The 16,384-nt window shown below is 44.7% G+C and carries 17 protein-coding genes and 1 other annotated feature; of the genes, 6 read left to right on the forward strand and 11 right to left on the reverse strand.

The genetic code is table 11. The features are described from left to right. The first annotated feature begins 4 nt into the window (after nt 1-4). Complete coding sequence (locus P364_RS0112680; protein ID WP_024630486.1) at nt 5-283, forward strand: YxcD family protein; 279 nt, start codon at nt 5-7, stop codon at nt 281-283. A gap of 151 nt (nt 284-434) precedes the next feature. Here the strand turns inward: P364_RS0112680 and tyrS are convergent, their stop codons facing one another. From tyrS to P364_RS0112715, 6 genes are all read right to left on the reverse strand, one after another. Continuing rightward, on the reverse strand, nt 435-1,694 hold the full coding sequence (gene tyrS / locus P364_RS0112690; protein WP_024630487.1) for a tyrosine--tRNA ligase: 1,260 nt from the start codon (nt 1,692-1,694) through the stop codon (nt 435-437). Nucleotides 1,695-1,813: 119 nt separating this feature from the next. Further along, nucleotides 1,814-2,036: a binding site (T-box leader), on the reverse strand. Between the two features lie 155 nt (nt 2,037-2,191). After that, a complete protein-coding gene (locus tag P364_RS35290; protein WP_024630488.1) occupies nt 2,192-2,653 on the reverse strand; it encodes an Imm63 family immunity protein in 462 nt (153 codons plus the stop codon). Between the two features lie 102 nt (nt 2,654-2,755). Further along, nucleotides 2,756-4,228 (reverse strand): protein adenylyltransferase SelO, encoded by a 1,473-nt coding sequence (locus P364_RS0112700; RefSeq protein WP_029880960.1) that lies wholly within the window; start codon nt 4,226-4,228, stop codon nt 2,756-2,758. A 350-nt stretch (nt 4,229-4,578) separates the two neighbouring features. After that, on the reverse strand, nt 4,579-5,895 hold the full coding sequence (locus P364_RS0112705) for a nucleobase:cation symporter-2 family protein (RefSeq protein ID WP_024630490.1): 1,317 nt from the start codon (nt 5,893-5,895) through the stop codon (nt 4,579-4,581). 290 nt (nt 5,896-6,185) lie between these two features. After that, nucleotides 6,186-6,824, reverse strand: coding sequence for a sugar O-acetyltransferase (locus P364_RS0112710; RefSeq protein ID WP_024630491.1), 639 nt, complete (start codon nt 6,822-6,824; stop codon nt 6,186-6,188). 78 nt (nt 6,825-6,902) lie between these two features. Continuing rightward, nucleotides 6,903-7,703: an HAD-IIB family hydrolase gene (locus tag P364_RS0112715; protein WP_024630492.1), complete on the reverse strand. Its 801-nt coding sequence runs from the start codon at nt 7,701-7,703 to the stop codon at nt 6,903-6,905. 394 nt (nt 7,704-8,097) lie between these two features. Here P364_RS0112715 and P364_RS0112720 point away from each other — a divergent pair, with 394 nt between their 5' ends. Further along, nucleotides 8,098-8,721 (forward strand): YczE/YyaS/YitT family protein, encoded by a 624-nt coding sequence (locus P364_RS0112720; protein ID WP_024630493.1) that lies wholly within the window; start codon nt 8,098-8,100, stop codon nt 8,719-8,721. 144 nt (nt 8,722-8,865) lie between these two features. On the opposite strand, the gene P364_RS0112725 is transcribed toward P364_RS0112720, so the two are convergent. From P364_RS0112725 to P364_RS0112735, 3 genes are all read right to left on the reverse strand, one after another. Beyond that, a complete protein-coding gene (locus P364_RS0112725; protein ID WP_024630494.1) occupies nt 8,866-9,165 on the reverse strand; it encodes a Dabb family protein in 300 nt (99 codons plus the stop codon). A gap of 40 nt (nt 9,166-9,205) precedes the next feature. Next, nucleotides 9,206-9,751: a PadR family transcriptional regulator gene (locus P364_RS0112730; RefSeq protein ID WP_024630495.1), complete on the reverse strand. Its 546-nt coding sequence runs from the start codon at nt 9,749-9,751 to the stop codon at nt 9,206-9,208. Between the two features lie 74 nt (nt 9,752-9,825). Next, a complete protein-coding gene (locus P364_RS0112735) occupies nt 9,826-10,212 on the reverse strand; it encodes a hypothetical protein (protein ID WP_029880961.1) in 387 nt (128 codons plus the stop codon). Between the two features lie 201 nt (nt 10,213-10,413). Between P364_RS0112735 and P364_RS0112740 the strand changes: the two genes are divergently transcribed. Continuing rightward, a complete protein-coding gene (locus P364_RS0112740) occupies nt 10,414-11,667 on the forward strand; it encodes a cytochrome P450 (protein WP_024630497.1) in 1,254 nt (417 codons plus the stop codon). Nucleotides 11,668-11,730: 63 nt separating this feature from the next. On the opposite strand, the gene P364_RS37555 is transcribed toward P364_RS0112740, so the two are convergent. Further along, a complete protein-coding gene (locus P364_RS37555) occupies nt 11,731-11,868 on the reverse strand; it encodes a hypothetical protein (RefSeq protein WP_161634209.1) in 138 nt (45 codons plus the stop codon). A gap of 212 nt (nt 11,869-12,080) precedes the next feature. On the opposite strand from P364_RS37555, the gene P364_RS0112745 reads away from it, so the two are divergent. Beyond that, nucleotides 12,081-12,932, forward strand: coding sequence for an AraC family ligand binding domain-containing protein (locus P364_RS0112745; protein WP_024630498.1), 852 nt, complete (start codon nt 12,081-12,083; stop codon nt 12,930-12,932). Beyond that, nucleotides 12,929-13,843 (forward strand): DMT family transporter, encoded by a 915-nt coding sequence (locus P364_RS0112750; protein ID WP_024630499.1) that lies wholly within the window; start codon nt 12,929-12,931, stop codon nt 13,841-13,843. The genes P364_RS0112745 and P364_RS0112750 overlap by 4 nt, the downstream gene beginning before the upstream one ends. A 93-nt stretch (nt 13,844-13,936) precedes the next feature. Here the strand turns inward: P364_RS0112750 and P364_RS0112755 are convergent, their stop codons facing one another. Next, on the reverse strand, nt 13,937-14,629 hold the full coding sequence (locus tag P364_RS0112755) for a pseudouridine synthase (protein ID WP_024630500.1): 693 nt from the start codon (nt 14,627-14,629) through the stop codon (nt 13,937-13,939). A 539-nt stretch (nt 14,630-15,168) separates the two neighbouring features. Between P364_RS0112755 and P364_RS0112760 the strand changes: the two genes are divergently transcribed. After that, the gene (locus P364_RS0112760) at nt 15,169-16,377 is read left to right on the forward strand and encodes an MFS transporter (RefSeq protein ID WP_024630501.1); all 1,209 of its coding nucleotides are present in this window, start codon (nt 15,169-15,171) and stop codon (nt 16,375-16,377) included. Nucleotides 16,378-16,384: the final 7 nt, after the last annotated feature.

The raw sequence follows: 16,384 nt of genomic DNA on the forward strand, positions 1-16,384 counted from the left end.
CTCTATGGTTCTAAGCATGGATGAAATTGTAAACGCGATTTGTATTCACATGGCGGAACGCAAGGGTGTACGCCCAACCGATGTCAATGTGGAACTGAGCTGGGAAGAAGATACGGGATATTCCGCTGAAGTTTGGATTCAAGGCCGCAGCCAGTATCTGGTCGAATCTAACATGATTGAAGCGATCCTGCGCTACCTGCACAGTGAATACGACATTCGGGCTTACCGTGAGAATGTAAGACTTGATCTGGATGAAGAGATCACAGCGATTGTGAATCAATAAATTAATAACTAATAAGCCATTTGCGGATGGCATGCATAAAGGACCGTCTCCATAATGTCATTGACATGAATGGGGACGGTCCTTTTGTGTTGCTGGGGAAGAATAACTTTTGCCTCTACCTTCCCCCGAATCATACTCTGTAATCCTCTTGCTACTTCAATTTCACCAGGCTGTAGTTTTTCTTGCCTTTGCGGATGATGATGAATTTACCACCGATTGCGTGCTCCGCAGAGACCGTGAATTCCAGCTCCGTAACTTTCTCACCATTCATAGAGATAGCCCCTTTGGTGACATCCTCACGCGCCTGACGCTTGGATGGCTCCAGCCCAAGGTCCACGAGCCAGTCTACAATATTTTTAGCTTCTCCATCGGTCTCGAAGGTCGGCATTTCCTTGAAGCCCTGCTCGATTTCGTCTGCTGTAAGGGAACGAATGTCGCCGCTGAACAGTGCTGCGGTAATGCGTTTCGCCTGCTCCAGCATATCGTCACCGTGAACAAACTTCGTCATTTCTTCTGCGAGTGCCTTTTGTGCTTCACGCTTATGCGGCTCCGTTTCTACCTTTTCAGCCAAGGCTTCAATTTCTTCTTTGCTCAAGAACGTGAAGTACTTCAGGTATTTGATTACGTCACGATCATCCGTATTTGCCCAGAACTGGTAGAATTCAAATGGAGTCGTTTTATTCGGATCAAGCCAGATGGCTCCACCTGCGGATTTACCGAATTTCGTTCCGTCGGATTTGAGCATCAGCGGAATCGTCAGACCGAAGGCTTTCGCTTCGGACCCTTCTTTTTTACGAATGAGGTCTAGGCCACTTGTAATGTTGCCCCATTGGTCGGAACCGCCGATTTGCAGCTGTACATTCTCATGTTGGAACAGGTGCAGGTAATCGAGCGATTGGAGAATCTGGTAGGAAAACTCAGTAAACGAAATGCCGTCTTCCAGTCTGCTCGCAACCACATCCTTTGCCAGCATCGTGTTGAGGTTAAAGTTTTTACCGTAGTCACGCAAAAATTCAATTACATTGATTTTGTGTGTCCAGTCGTAGTTGTTGACCATGCGCACCTGATTGTCGCCATCCGTCACGAAGAGCTTTTTCATTTGTGCAGTCAGAGCGTCCACATTGGCCTGTACTTCTTCCAACGTTTGCAGGGAACGTTCCGATTGACGACCACTTGGATCACCAATAGTTCCTGTTGCCCCACCAATCAGAATGACCGGGCGGTGGCCGGCGAGTTGGAAACGTTTTAGCATCATGAACGGAATCAAATGTCCAATGTGCATACTGTCTCCTGTTGGGTCAACCCCACAGTACAGCGAAACCGATGTCGTCTCGGTTAGCTCACGAAGACCCTCCGCATCCGTTTGTTGGTTAATGGCGTCGCGCCATTCCAGTTCATCAATAATATTCAAAACAAACAACCCCTTCTCTATGCATTGGTATTAGTCCATGATCTACGTTAATTTACAAGTAGCTAAGCCGGGCGGGGCTTTTTTGGACACAAAAAAATCGCCGCCTTGTCTTCAATAGACATAGGGACGATTATCATAACCGTGGTACCACCCAACTTGCACAGACAACCAGCTTACACGCTGTCCATACCGCTTTCGGCAAAATATCGTTTGCCATTCCGCTTGGCATTACCCAAGTACTCCAGAGTGTAATTCGCAGCCCTTGTATGTATCAGGTTCCATCAACCCCTGACTTTCTGTAACAGGGACAAAGCCGCTACTGCGCTCTATCAACGTAATTCATGTATTCAATTTATAGCCAGTATAGCCGAACGTTAATATCATTGCAAGGGTAAGTATGCAAACTTAGGATAGAGCAACAAGGTCAGCGTCTGTGCCAAACTTATAAGGACATCATGTTCAATTCCCGTGATCATATTCATATGGCTAAAACATTGTTATAGACGCTCACCTCCTGGTTTCAGCCTCTCCAGCTCTTGTCGTTTACCCGTCTTATGCCAATGTAAGTATGGATTACCGATCTGTTGGAAAGCCTTCTCAACACTTCGTTCCAGTTCTTGCATCACTTCGCCCGTATAGTTCAAGTGTATCTGTTTATTATCCACACCATGCTGTTCCAGCAATTCTACATGCGCCGCCGTAAAAATGATATCCTCCAGCAGCCAGTAGATGACTTCATCCGTCTGGTTCATCCGTTTCTCCAGCATGACAATACCCCGTTCGTATATACGAACAACATACACATCATTTTCGGTCTCAATATATGGAACGCCTTCCCATTTAAAGGCCTCAAACAGGCGATTAACATATTTCTCCATCTGTTCCCTTCGGAAGGATGTCCGCTCAAGCAACTGTAGAAGGGTTTTTGCAATCTCTGTTTTACTTCGTATGTCGGACATATACTCACCCACCTCGAAAAGTTTCACATCGTTTATTCGCTGTATGCGTTGGCATGAATGAAAAAAGCTGCCATTGGCAGCCTTTTCACCATATCTCGTCAATCAGGTCCCGCAGAAAGTCTGATAGGAGGTATTGCACTGCGCAGGCAGTTCAGCGTACTCCGCCTGTTCAGGAGCATGTGCAAACGGGTTGGAAAGAACAGCAAGAAGCTTCTCCATCACACTGAGATCCCCGTGATTCTCCGCTCGGTCCAGTGCTTCTTCCACCCGATGATTTCGAGGAATCACCGCCGGGTTGCTGGTCCTCATCAATTGCTGCGATGCTTCTTTTCCTTCCTGCTGTCTTCCCAATCTTGCCGTATAGCGCTCCTTCCACTGCTCAAACTCTGGAGCTTCCCACAACGGTGAGCCTTTAAGTGTTGTATCAAAGGTCATCGCCAGGAAGGTATTCGTGTAATCGGCACTATGCTTCTCCATCAATTCAAGAAGATCCCTGATTAACGCTTCATCCTCAGCCTCTTCATTAAACAAGCCCAACTTGCTCCGCATGCCCGAAAGCCAGTGGTGGTGATACAACTCAGAGAATTGTGCAATGGCATCCTGGGCGATTTGCACGGCCTGTTCTTCATCCTCATGCAGCAGTGGCAGAAGCGTCTCGGCAAACCGAGCCAGATTCCAGCCACCAATATACGGTTGATTGCCATAGGCATACCGGCCTTGTGTGTCAATGGAGCTAAATACCGTCGCTGGATTATAAGCATCCATAAAAGCACAAGGACCATAATCAATTGTTTCACCACTAATCGCCATGTTATCCGTATTCATTACACCATGAATAAAACCAACATGTTGCCACTTGGCAATAAGTGATGCCTGTCGCTTAATCACTTCCTGAAGCAGCAGGAGGTAACGATTGTCGGCTTCGGCGATATCCGAAAAATGCCGTTGCAGTGTGTAGTCAGCCAATGCTTTGAGATCATCGATTGAACCCCATCTGGCAGCGTATTGGAAGGTTGCTACACGCAAATGGCTTGAAGCCACTCGCGTCAGGATTGCACCAGGTCGTTCTGTTTCACGTATAATGTTTTCTCCAGTCGAAACGACTGCCAAACTTCGCGTGGTTGGAATTCCCAGTGCATGCATCGCTTCACTAATAATATACTCCCGCAGCATTGGCCCAACGGCAGCACGTCCATCACCTCCGCGAGAGTAAGGGGTTCTTCCCGAACCTTTGAGCTGGATATCCACTCGCTCGCCTTGCGGCGTAAGCTGTTCTCCCAGCAGCAAAGCCCGTCCATCACCAAGCATGTTAAAATTGCCAAACTGGTGACCCGCATATGCCTGAGCCAGAGGCTCGGCTCCTTCCGGAATCAGGTTACCTGCGAAGACCTCCGCTCCTTCAGCACTATTAAGAGTCTCAGCATTTAACCCCAGGCTGGTAGCAAGTGATGTATTGAAGATGATCATCTTTGGTGATTGAACAGGTACCGCTCCCTGCTTTGTAAAAAAAAACTGTGGCAAATGCGCATAACTATTGTCAAAATGCCATCCTTTTTTCTGCGTTTCTTGTTGCATAGTGATCACAACTCCTTTTCTGTAACCAGGGGTACATCCCTGGTTTTATTTTAGCCTTGTGAACCAATGCTCATTTATGTAGTCGCATGGAAATTCAACGGAAAGAACATGTAACATGTTCATGATGAAACTTTAGCATATTTATATCCCTTTTGCATTCATCCTACAGTAACTTTCGTAATTTTTACGATAACTGTTGAATAGCCCCACCCGATATTGTTTCCCAATCCCAATCATACTAAAAACCCAAGAGGTTTCTTTGGTGAATGAGTCAGAATCCGTCATTCCACCGTAGTTGAAACCGCCTTGGGTCCATTCTTGTGAGTCACAAGCCTGTAAATAAAACTAAATCAAGTATGTGCTTCTTGGGCCTGAACGGGCTGGACCGGCAGACTCTCTTTTTTAAATCCGAGGTTAAAGAAGACATTGAGCAGGATAGCGCACAGACTTCCTGTGATAATACCATCACCGACAATAATGCGAATACTTTGAGGCAGCTGGGCAAATAGATCAGGTACAGCTGTGACACCAAGACCAAGTGAAACCGAACAAGCAACGATTAATAGATTGGATTGCTTGCTGAAATCCACATGTTGCAGCATTTTAATCCCGGATGAGACCACCATGCCGAACAGAACCACCGTTGCCCCTCCAAGCACCGCGCTGGGGATAATTGTTGCGAATGCAGCAACTTTGGGGATCAGCCCGAGAAATATCAGGATGCCTCCAGCCGCAACAACCACATTGGTCGTTTTCACCTTGGAGAGCTGAACCAAACCGACATTCTGGGCAAATGTGTTATACGGAAAGGCATTGAAAATACCGCCAAGGACAAACGCTAAACCTTCCGCACGATACCCTCGCGCCAGATCCTTTTCGTTAATCGGTTGATCACAGATTTTGCTTAGAGCCATAAATACACCTGTCGACTCAATAATAACAACCGTACCTACGATAATCATTGTAATAATAGGGCCCAGTTCGAAGGTAGGCCATCCAAAATAAAACGGCTGCGGCAAGTGAAACCAGGAGGCTTCCTGCACGGAAGCGAAATTGACTTTCCCCATGAGAGCAGCAACAAGGGTACCCACAATAATGCCGAGGAGAACTGCGAGGGATCTAACAAAACCGCGAGCATAGCGATTTAGTATGAGAATAAAAAGTAACACACCGAATGAAAGCGCCAAGTTATCCAGACTTCCGAAATTCTCGCTGTTTGCTCCGCCCGCCATGTTCTTGATACCCGTCGGAATCAGCGCCAGACCGATAATGGTTACCACCGTGCCGATTACGACAGGAGGAAACAGTTTGACGATTTTACTGAAGAAGACAGCACATATGACGATGAATATCCCTGCTGCGATAATGGAACCGTAAATGGCTGGTATCCCGTATTGTGAGCCAATCGCAATCATGGGTGTCACGGCAACAAATGAGCTTCCCAGCACCGCCGGCAATCCAATGCCCAGATACTTTCCTTTGCGTGCCTGAAGCCAGGTTGCAACCCCACAGGTTAACAAGTCAATGGATACCAGATACGCGAGCTGTTCAGCAGTCAGATTTAGCGCCCTACCCACGAGCAGCGGAACCAAAATGGCCCCGGCATACATCGCCAATACGTGCTGAATTCCCAGTGAAAAAATCCTCATTCTCTTGGTTTCTCTCATCCCAACCTGCCCCCTGTAATTTAGAATCCAGTTACCGCTGCAAAATCATGTTATGTTGATTCACATTATATAAACAATTGGGGGAAGTTCCATGATTCATAACATAAGATTGTTGGAGGATATAAAGAGAATCGATGTTTTTAGGCATGTTATACAAAGTAAAAGTAGCTCACGCTCATTTTATGTCATGTTAAGTCACACATAAAGGGCGACACAGTGTTCCAACAGGACTAAAAAGAGGCAGAAATGGTTCGCTCCATGACAGGGGCCAACATTCCTACCTCAAAAATTTATTCTATTACACGACAATCCGCTAATATTTCCGGTTTGTATCGCATACTGTCTGATTCAGTGATTTTACGAATGACTCTGCACGGTACACCTGCCGCAAAAGAGTTCTCCGGGATATCTTGCGTCACGACGCTGCCTGCCCCAATTACGCATCCGTCTCCAATTGTTACCCCACCGCATACAGTTACGTTGGCAGATAACCATACATCGTTTCCAATAGTGACAGGCTTGGCGTAACAAAGAGATTTGGGTGTACCGTGTTGATCCAGCATCTGCCGGCGCTCCGAAGCGATGAATGGATGAATTGGCGTAACAATGGTCACATTGGGGCCAAAACTCGTATGATTACCAATGGTGACTTTCGCATCATCCTGAACGGTGAGATTGTAGTTGCCAAAGAAATAATCACCGATTTCGGTATGCACTCCATAATGAAAGAAAATCGGTCCTTGCATGAAGCAGCCCTGTCCTTTTCGACCAAGCAGCTCCTTCAATAACAATTCTCGTTCCTCGACCTGATCCTCAAATGTACGGCTATATTGATTGCTTAGTTTATGCGAACGCCGTTTCAGCGCTTTCAATTCCGAATCACTCGGACTATATAAAATCCCCTTCAATATGCGTTCTTCTTCAGTCATATTTTCAGCTCCTGTTATCCTTTTTTGACATTCAGTATGATTCCGATCATATAAATATTATTTCGTAACTGCATAAATCTAGAACAGGTCCATCATTTTTTGAATCGTAATAAGAACTCCATTCTCCTGATTAGATTTGGTAATGAAACTTGCCGCTCTTTTAGTATTTTCACAGGCATTACTAACCGCAAAGCTATATTTAGCAATGGCCATCAGTTCCACATCATTCTCTCCATCCCCAAATGACATTGTTTCTTCGGCTGTTACGCCCAACATTTCTTGCAGTTTTTTTACCGTCTCGCCTTTATGTGTGTGCAGTGCCGTAATATCAAGCCATTTCGCTTCTGAATCCACGATGTAGATTTGTCCATCCAGCGTTAATTCAACATGCTTTCTCAGTGCACTACTCCTCTCTTCAGGATCATACACCGTAATTTTAATGAGCGGGCTATCGATTTCTGAGAAGGAACCGATTTTAATGACATGTTCATAGGAGCCTTTAATAACCTTGTACATGTCTTCAGGGATGGAAGAATGAACATATGCAGCATTGCTCGCGCATACAATTATGGTCATGTTATCAGCGAATCGCTGAATCTCTTCTATAGCGCGCAGAGCGATATCCCGCTCGATGCTGAATTCCTTCACAACCTTTCCGTCCTTCTTGATTCGGGCAGCACTGTCTCCAAGAATCCAGATTCCCTTTCCATGCTCCCCGAACAATTTCTCCACACGCTCACATTGTTTTCCCGTACATGCAGCAAAAATGATTCCTTTCTTCTGCATTTGTTCATGCACATCAGTAAAAAGCTGGGTATCGAACAAACCTCGGTTGTTGAGAAAAGTACCGTCTAAATCAGTAACAACAAGTTTAATCATAAATAGTTCCTCTCCTCCAATTAGTGGCTGCCAGAATGTAGTGTCATTTATTCCACCCCATACCCGTCCCTCTCAAATAAGTTCAGAAGTAATAAGAATATATATATACTTTATAATGTTTATTAATAAAGTGTCTATAAAAAATAAAGTGAGAGGGAGAGGCACGCTTTGTCAATCCCAGGGAGCCGATCTGCTACAATATCATTGTATTTCATGTAACTGGTTTCATGTCAACACCATCTCTCTTATCAATGTTTAGGTAGTGAGATCAACTTATCTGATATTCATGATTAAACCTTTGTCCTTAAGAGATATAAAATGTTGCATTTACAACATATAAAAACTGATTTATTATATAAAAAAGTGCTTATTGGAAAGGATGTCACGCTCTGGCATGAATCGTATTATACTTAGATCACCTAGAATTGTTGACTTTTGGACCGGAATTATCCTTCTATCCCTGGGCATCTCATTAACCATAACAGCCGGGCTTGGCGTCTCTCCTTTTGATGCCTTGTTGGTGGGATTATCCGTGCATGTGGGGCTTACTATAGGAAGTTGGGAGATTTTGCTTGCCCTGATCATGATTTTTCTCAATGCTGTCCTCATTAGACAGAAACCTGAATTCAAGGGATTGCTTACTGCTTTTGCAACAGGTTTGTGTATCGATACCTGGCTCTGGGTTATTGGACACTGGCTTCAGGTAGGACACTTTGTCAACTTCATTTATTTTATTGTCGGCATGCTTGTTTCCGGATGGGGTACAGCTATGTATTTACGTGCTCGCTTTGCTCGTATACCCGTCGATCATCTAATGGTCATCATTCAGCTCTTAACGAAAAAAAGTGTGATGTACTCCAGAACGTTGATCTATATTGTTTTTTTGATTCTCGCCTTTTTGTTTCAAGGGCCCATTGGAATCGGAACCGTATTGACTGTATGTTTCGGTGGAGCCATCCTTCATTTTTTCATGGGAAGATTGAATCGTAATAACGTCATTACAGCCCAGAAATCATAGAAATATTGTATATTCAAATGGATTTGTGTGTACACATCTGAACCACCATTTGGTCCTTCCTCAAAATAATAAAAGTCGCCTATTGGCGACTTCGATTGTGACGCTATTTATGTCTTCCAGCTTTCGGCACCCAGAAACCAACTTTTAAATTGGGTAGTCGACTACGATCACATTTTCCACCCAACCTTCGAGCGAAGCTACGAATGCCTGATGGGCAGGATGGGGACCGTAGGAACGCAAAGCTTCCTGGTCTGTAAAAGTAACTCTTAGTCCAAGTGTATAACCTTGAATATTATCGGTCTCCTCAGTCACGTTAATTCCTGCAGTCAATGCCGTGATTCCTGGAATCTCTTCCCTCAGGGACAATAATTGATTCACCAATTCTTGCTGCTTCTCAGGTGTAATTTTATCGTTGAATTTAAATACAACCAAATGATCGAACATTTCTTCATTCCTCCTGTCTACTTTTCTTAAGTGTTCATGCCTATTTCTTCAAAGCTCTGCTCTGAACATGATGCAGCAGCTTCTGCAGCCAGGTGATATCGTTCTGAATGGAGTGGTAGGCATGATCTTTCATTAATAACAATGTTTCTTTCAAATCCACCTCGAACTCTTCAATCTCTGGTCTATCACGTTCAATATAAGCAATTCTTTTTTCCAGTTTACGAAGAATATCCTCAATCAGATATGCAATCTTGTGTAAGTCCACCTTATCCAGATTGACCAGCGCTGCATAGAGGGATTGCACGTTCGTGAATTTTTGAAAAGCCGCGTAGATCCCCTCTTGTAAGGCATCTCGTCCTTTTTCAGTAATACCATAAGTTGTTTTATCTGGTCGATTATCGGTTTGTATAATTTCGATTTTCTCGATCAGGCCCTTCTTCAGCAATACTTCAAAATTATAATAAATCGTGCCTTCCGTTACTTTGGCATCGGTTTGATCCAGATGTTTAAGAATTCTCTTCTTAATATCATAGGGATGGCACTGTTCCTCGCTTAACGTACCAAGTATAAAAATTTGAATCGACATGTGACTGCCCCCATTTCTGCTAATCCAGAGGGCGAGTACAGTGAAGCACAACGAACCGGCCCTCTCTCTCTATTTTAAACCATAACAGACTGTTGTACAGTCTCCTTCACAGCATCGGTTTGGCGGGCACTTTTGAACTGATGAATTACGATGTTGATTGCCAATGCTGCAAGACCAACCAACGCCAAACCTATTCCGTAATCCGAGGTTTTCCCCCCACCAAAGAGTATGTTGTAGTCCAGATGAGTCGAATAGAACATCGGGGCCATCTGATTTTGCATTCCTGCTGGCTGCGGATTGGTCATAACCAGATTGGAGGAAACTTTCCCCATCGCGGCTTCCACAATCTGTTTGGATTGGTCCGCAGGAACCTGCATACGGTTTAGCACACCCTCAAAGCTCTGGGATTGAACTTGCGCTTGAAGTCCGGCTGTGATTTCTGTGGAGACCGTTTTCATCATGCTTGTAACGGTTGTTGGATTCGATTCATTAATCAAATTTCTATTTATAATACTTGAATTAAAGTAATCTGGTTTGTTATATTTGTCAACAAGGATAGTTTAGGAAGATAGATATCATGGCCCTGCTCCCTATCTGCTATCCGATCAAGCAGGACCTCATCATCAGATTCACCCAATCTTCGAACCAAGGAGGCGTAAGGAATGAGCAACCCGATTATTTCTTTATCCGAAATGACCGACTTTAAGTCCAAGGAAGACGAATTCAGTCCTCACCATTGGTATCGCCACATGCTGAAGCAAGACCCTGTCGTTTATAATGAAGCGTCCGATTCATGGCATGTATTTGGGTATGATCTTGTGAAAACGGTCCTTAATGACCATGAGCATTTCTCCAGTGAACGCCAAAGAACCATTGTTAATGTAGGGTATATCAGCGAGGATGATAACAACAACGAAGGGGAACATCATATCCCGGATCGATTGGATATTCATAATGTGGACCCACCGGAACATCGTAAACGGAGATCATTACTTGCCAACGCATTTACGCCAAGAAGCTTGCGGTTATGGGAACCACGGATTCAGGCACTTGCCGAACAACTGGTAGCCAAGTTTGCTGATCAACCTGTCGTGGATATCGTCGAGGCATATACGAGCGTATTCCCCGTCATGATCATGTCAGATCTGCTGGGCGTTCCCTCGAAGGATCATCATTTGTTCAAGGAATGGGTTAACCAGCTCTTTCTGCCCTCCACCCATGCCACCTTTGCTGAAATTAATGAAATGAAAAAAAAGGCCGGAGAAGAATACTTCAAATACCTGTATCCTGTCGTTGTCGCCAAAAGATTAAATCCGGGAGAAGATATCATATCTGATCTCATCCGGGCAGAGGTAGATGGCGACCACTTTTCAGATGAAGAGATCGTACGGACAACGATGTTTATATTGGGCGCTGGTGTGGAAACGACGAGTATCCTGCTCGCCAATTCGTTCTATGCCATGTTGTATGACCAACCAGAAGTCTATGCGGAGTTAAGAAACAATCTCGAGCTGATTCCGAACGCCGTCGAAGAGATGCTAAGATATCGTTTCAACATCAGCAAGATGGATCGTATGGTCAAAAAAGACAACAACCTGCTGGGGATTGATCTCAAAAAAGGAGATGCCATTGTTGCATGGATGAGTGCAGCCAATGTGGATGAACGTGTATTTGAAGATCCATTCACATTCAATATTCATCGCACCAACAATAACAAACAGATTTCTTTTGGGTATGGCACCCACTTCTGTCTTGGCGCACCACTTGCCCGGTTAGAGGCCAAAATCGCACTCTCTACCTTCATTCAGACCTTCTCACGCATTGAGAACGTGGAGGGATTTATTCTGGAGGACAACCTTGTTCCAGCCGCCGTCGGACAATCCTTAAATCATTTGCCGCTTAAACTATATAAATAATGCAATCCTGTAGAATTTTCTTATAGATAACAAAAAAGAGCAGATCATCTGCTCTTTTTCTGTTTATTTATTCAGTATTCCGGCCCCGTTCAACAGAAAAGGAACTACCTGCTCGGCCAATTCAGTCGGGGATTTCTGTCTTTCTTCCAAATTCCAGCGATACGTCACCCCATAGATGGACCAGCTTAGCATAGTTGCCAAATAAGCTTTTACACCAGAAGCGCTTGCCACATTGCATTAAGAGCTTGTTGGTCGGACTTCATTGAAACCAATGTGCCCCAATGCCTTGAAGGCAGCGGGTACGTTGGTTTTATATGCGTTTCCACCTATGACGGAGCGAGCAATATCGTCCAAGAAAGTTCCTTCTTTTCATATTATAATGGCATTAACTTACCAGAAGGAAGGTGCAGCAGGTGACTCGCGAAGTGCGAACCGTTGTGTTTGATCCCGATCTGCAGCTTGAAGCCTATCAATTTGAAGGCATTATGCAGAAATTCCCCAATCACTTTCATGACTATTACGTCATTGGTTTTATTGAGCAAGGTAAACGACATCTCGTATGTAATAACGAAGAATATCTCCTGAACACAGGAGACATGATTATATTTAATCCGCATGATCCCCATGCCTGCGAACAGGTGGACGGCAGAACCCTGGATTATCGCTGCATCAACATTCAGCCTGAAATCATGCGCCAATATGTACAGGAAATTACCGGACAAGATTACTTGCCCCGATTTACTTCCCCTGTCCTCTACCAGAGTGAACATGTTGCTTCCTTACATGAGCTTCATCAGATGATTTTGGAAGAGCAATCCGACTTCTGCAAAGAAGAGTTGTTACTCTTTCTGCTGGAACAGCTGCTAAGAGAATATGCCGATGCTGAACCGCCCGTTTCCGCCCAGGACGTCACCATCGAGATCAGACGCATATGCGAGTACATAGAGTCTCATTACATGGAGAGTATTACGCTGAACCAATTGGTGGAGTTAACAGGATTAAGCAAATACCATCTGTTGCGTTTATTCACTCGCCAAAAAGGAATATCTCCCTACCGCTACCTGGAAACGATTCGCATAAATCAGGCCAAACGGTTACTGGAACAAGGACAGCTCCCGATTGAGGTCGCATCGCAAACAGGATTTAGCGATCAGAGTCATTTTACGAATTTTTTCAAAAAGCTGATCGGCTTGACACCCAAGCAATACAGACGCATTTTCAACCATGATGTGGAATCAAAACGCTCCACCGATGAGATGTCATGACAGATCCGAACAAAGTCTCCACCGGACATCTGCTGGCCTTGCTTACAATCCTGATCTGGGGAACAACGTTCATCTCCACCAAGGTTCTGCTGATTGACTTTACGCCTGCTGAAATTCTGTTTTTTCGTTTCCTGATTGGCTATGTGGTACTGCTCCTGATCTATCCGCGTTCAATGCGAATGACGTCTTTCAGAGAAGAAGGGCTGTTTATCGGGGCTGGATTATGCGGGGTCACGTTATATTTTCTCATTGAAAATATTGCACTGGTGTACACACTTGCTTCCAATGTAGGCATTATTGTCTCCATTGCCCCTTTCTTCACTGCGGTCCTTGCACATTTCTTCCTGGATGGAGAGAGATTGCACAGGCGGTTTATTGTGGGCTTCGGCATAGCCTTAACCGGCATCATCCTGATTGGACTCAACGGCAGTGTCATTCTGCAACTGAATCCGCTGGGAGACCTGCTCGCTTTCGTGGCACCTGCTGTATGGGCGATATACTCTGTACTCATGCGAAAAATTGGTAAACTTCCGTATCACACCATCGGTGCTACACGCAAAGTATTCTTTTATGGGCTATTATTCATGCTGCCAGCCTTGTTCCTATTTGAATTTCACTTCGATCTCGGACGCTTCGCGAACATGGCCAACCTCTCAAACCTTCTTTTTCTCGGGCTAGGTGCCTCGGCCTTATGTTTTGTTACCTGGAACCGGGCAGTGAATCTGCTGGGAGCCGTCAAAACAAGTGTCTACATTTATTTGGTACCTGTCATTACCCTGATCGCTTCCGCTCTGATACTGCAGGAACGAATTACCTGGATAACACTGCTTGGAACGTTGCTAACGTTACTCGGATCGTTTGTTTCAGAAAAGAAAGTACGAAGCAAAAAACACCTTAACATGTTAGACTAGCCCATTGAACTTTTCAACAAAAAGAGGCATTGAATCCACGATGGATTAGTGCCTCTCTTCATTGTGCCAGGGACAATGATTTGAATTCAATTCTTACTCCAACATGGACAAAAGGTGTTCCAATTCCTGCTCCTCCAGATGTCTCCATTGTCCACGTTCCATTCCATCCAGTGTAACATTCATAATGCGGATGCGCTCCAGCTTGAGTACTCTGTAACCCAGGGCTTTGCACATTCTGCGGATTTGCAAATTAAGCCCCTGAGTCAATATGATACGAAATACGTTCTCGCTCTGCTTATACACCTCACACGGCTTTGTCACCACATCCAGAATCTCTACTCCTTGCGACAGCGCCCGAACGAATTGTTCTGTCACGGGTTTATCTACGGTCACCACATATTCCTTCTCGTGGTTATGCTCCGAACGCATCATCTTGTTCACAATACCTCCGTCGTTCGTAAGCAAAATCAAACCCTCTGACGCTTTGTCCAGTCTGCCGATGGCAAAAATGCGCGATGGATAATTCACATACTCAATGATGTTTCCCTCCACCTGTTTCGCTGCTGTGCAGACAATACCCATCGGTTTATTAAGCACAAGGTAGACAGGCTCACTATCGTCATGGGGAATTTCCTTGCCATCAATGAGCACGATATCCTCTGACTCAACATCCGCTCCTTTTTCGCATACTTCGCCATTGATCGTAATCCGCCCGGCTGCAATTAATCGGTTAGTTTCCCTGCGGGAACAGTATCCCGTTTCACTTATGTATTTGTTAATGCGCATGTTTCACCACTTCTCATCTGTAATATTACCGCTGTTCCATTAGCGAATTCATATCCTCATGTAATTTACTTCGTACAATAGGTCAGTACCTTGTACTGATTTTCATCCCACATCATCTCACTTATATTGAAACGAAGCAATGAATTGTTATACGAAAGTCATCGGAAATCCAAATTGAATTTTGAAATATACCGACTCCAGAGGATCGCAATCAGCCCAGCGACTACGTTCTTTCTCACTTCTCACTTCTATCACTCTCATCTTTTCATTTGGAACCCATGCTCAGGAAGACTTTCCTCCAGTAAACTTTGTACTCCAATGCAAATATTATGGAATACATCATTTGTTCTCCTACCCCCAATTCGACACGAAATCGTTTTAGGATGAACATTGTGTGAGTAAGATCATACATTCGTCAAAATTTAACATTATTTTACAATAAAAAGCATGTACAATTGCATAATTATGGTATAAGTTATATAACAAAGAAACATTTATTACAAAATATAAAATTTATATCCATCTTAGGGGGGCAACTCATGAGAAGAATTTTCGCTTTAAGCTGCGGTTTCTATCTGTTAATCGGTATAACCAGCGTTGTGCTCGGTGCACTTCTACCCGTTTTATTGACACATTATGAGCGTGGTTACAGTGATGGCGGATTTTTGTTATTTTTGCAATTCCTCGGTTTTCTTGTCGGGGTGCTTGTCGCTCCTTCCATGACTGCCCGCATCGGTCGAAAATCCATGTTGACCATTGCACTAATCTGTATTGTGGCGGCTTATGCGGTTCTCGGATTTTTACCATCCTGGAGTGTGGTTCTTCTTCTGACCATTCTCGTTGGCTTTGGCTCAGGTATTATTGAACCCTCCGTTGGTGCATTCACGATAGAATTTACTGAAAATCAAAAAGCGGTCGCAATGTCCAAGCTTGATGTGTTTTTCGCTCTTGGCGCACTCCTCATTCCGGCAGTTGCCGCCTTATACATTTGGCTGGACCTGTGGCATCTCACGTTTTATACCGTTTCCGCGTTATCCCTTATTCTCATGCTATTATGGGTGACCATGCCCACCTCAGCCGCTTCTTATCTGAAACAAGCCGGTGAAAATACAGCTTCACATGCAGCAGGCAGAGCCAGGTATTCCAGAAAGCATCTGGGTTTGCTAACGATATTCGTCATCTTTTTCTTCATCTATATGGGGCTGGAGCTAGGGCTGATGAACTTCCTGCCTTCTATCCTTGTGGAACGATTGCAGCTGCAGGAGTCTGTCGCTTCATTGAGTGTGTCCATTCTATGGATCGCGATGATTATCGGCCGTCTTTTCTCCGGAAAAATTGCAGAAGCCGTTAACTACATGCCTTTCCTGATCTGGAGTACGGTGGGGACACTTCTGTTCGCGGTCGCCATGGTGTTCGTGACAGGCCAATGGGCAACGTATGTACTGATCTTCGGAACTGGATTATTCATGTCAGGGCTGTTCTGTATCGCCCTGGTCTATGCCAACCTTTTAATTCCCGGCATGACCGAGAGAACAACCAGCATCCTGATTGCATCGGGCGGAATTGGTGGTGCCATCTTGCAATATGTAACGGGTTGGAGCATGAGCGCATGGCCTGTAGTGAATACGATCTGGATTCTAGCCGGATTTTGTCTGATACTGCTCTTCACCCTCATTCTCTCTCAGCTCTGGAATGTCAGGAATAGCACCGTAAGTGGGACTCTCGCACATCCAAGCAAAGAGATCTAAACGCTGC

This window comes from Paenibacillus sp. MAEPY2 (assembly GCF_000499205.1).
In the GTDB taxonomy this organism is placed as follows: Bacteria; Bacillota; Bacilli; order Paenibacillales; family Paenibacillaceae; genus Paenibacillus; species Paenibacillus vandeheii.

Bases quoted from the DNA above. Each gene is read 5' to 3' on its own strand.
- P364_RS0112725 (WP_024630494.1), bottom strand. From the start codon at position 9,165: ATGTTCGATCATTTGGTTGTATTTAAATTCAACGATAAAATTACACCT.
- P364_RS0112740 (WP_024630497.1), top strand. From the start codon at position 10,414: ATGAGCAACCCGATTATTTCTTTATCCGAAATGACCGACTTTAAGTCC.
- P364_RS0112715 (WP_024630492.1), bottom strand. From the start codon at position 7,703: ATGATTAAACTTGTTGTTACTGATTTAGACGGTACTTTTCTCAACAAC.
- P364_RS35290 (WP_024630488.1), bottom strand. From the start codon at position 2,653: ATGTCCGACATACGAAGTAAAACAGAGATTGCAAAAACCCTTCTACAG.
- P364_RS0112720 (WP_024630493.1), top strand. From the start codon at position 8,098: ATGAATCGTATTATACTTAGATCACCTAGAATTGTTGACTTTTGGACC.
- P364_RS0112760 (WP_024630501.1), top strand. From the start codon at position 15,169: ATGAGAAGAATTTTCGCTTTAAGCTGCGGTTTCTATCTGTTAATCGGT.
- P364_RS0112680 (WP_024630486.1), top strand. From the start codon at position 5: ATGGTTCTAAGCATGGATGAAATTGTAAACGCGATTTGTATTCACATG.
- P364_RS0112735 (WP_029880961.1), bottom strand. From the start codon at position 10,212: ATGATGAAAACGGTCTCCACAGAAATCACAGCCGGACTTCAAGCGCAA.
- P364_RS0112750 (WP_024630499.1), top strand. From the start codon at position 12,929: ATGACAGATCCGAACAAAGTCTCCACCGGACATCTGCTGGCCTTGCTT.
- P364_RS0112755 (WP_024630500.1), bottom strand. From the start codon at position 14,629: ATGCGCATTAACAAATACATAAGTGAAACGGGATACTGTTCCCGCAGG.
- P364_RS0112730 (WP_024630495.1), bottom strand. From the start codon at position 9,751: ATGTCGATTCAAATTTTTATACTTGGTACGTTAAGCGAGGAACAGTGC.
- P364_RS0112710 (WP_024630491.1), bottom strand. From the start codon at position 6,824: ATGACTGAAGAAGAACGCATATTGAAGGGGATTTTATATAGTCCGAGT.
- P364_RS0112705 (WP_024630490.1), bottom strand. From the start codon at position 5,895: ATGAGAGAAACCAAGAGAATGAGGATTTTTTCACTGGGAATTCAGCAC.
- P364_RS0112700 (WP_029880960.1), bottom strand. From the start codon at position 4,228: ATGCAACAAGAAACGCAGAAAAAAGGATGGCATTTTGACAATAGTTAT.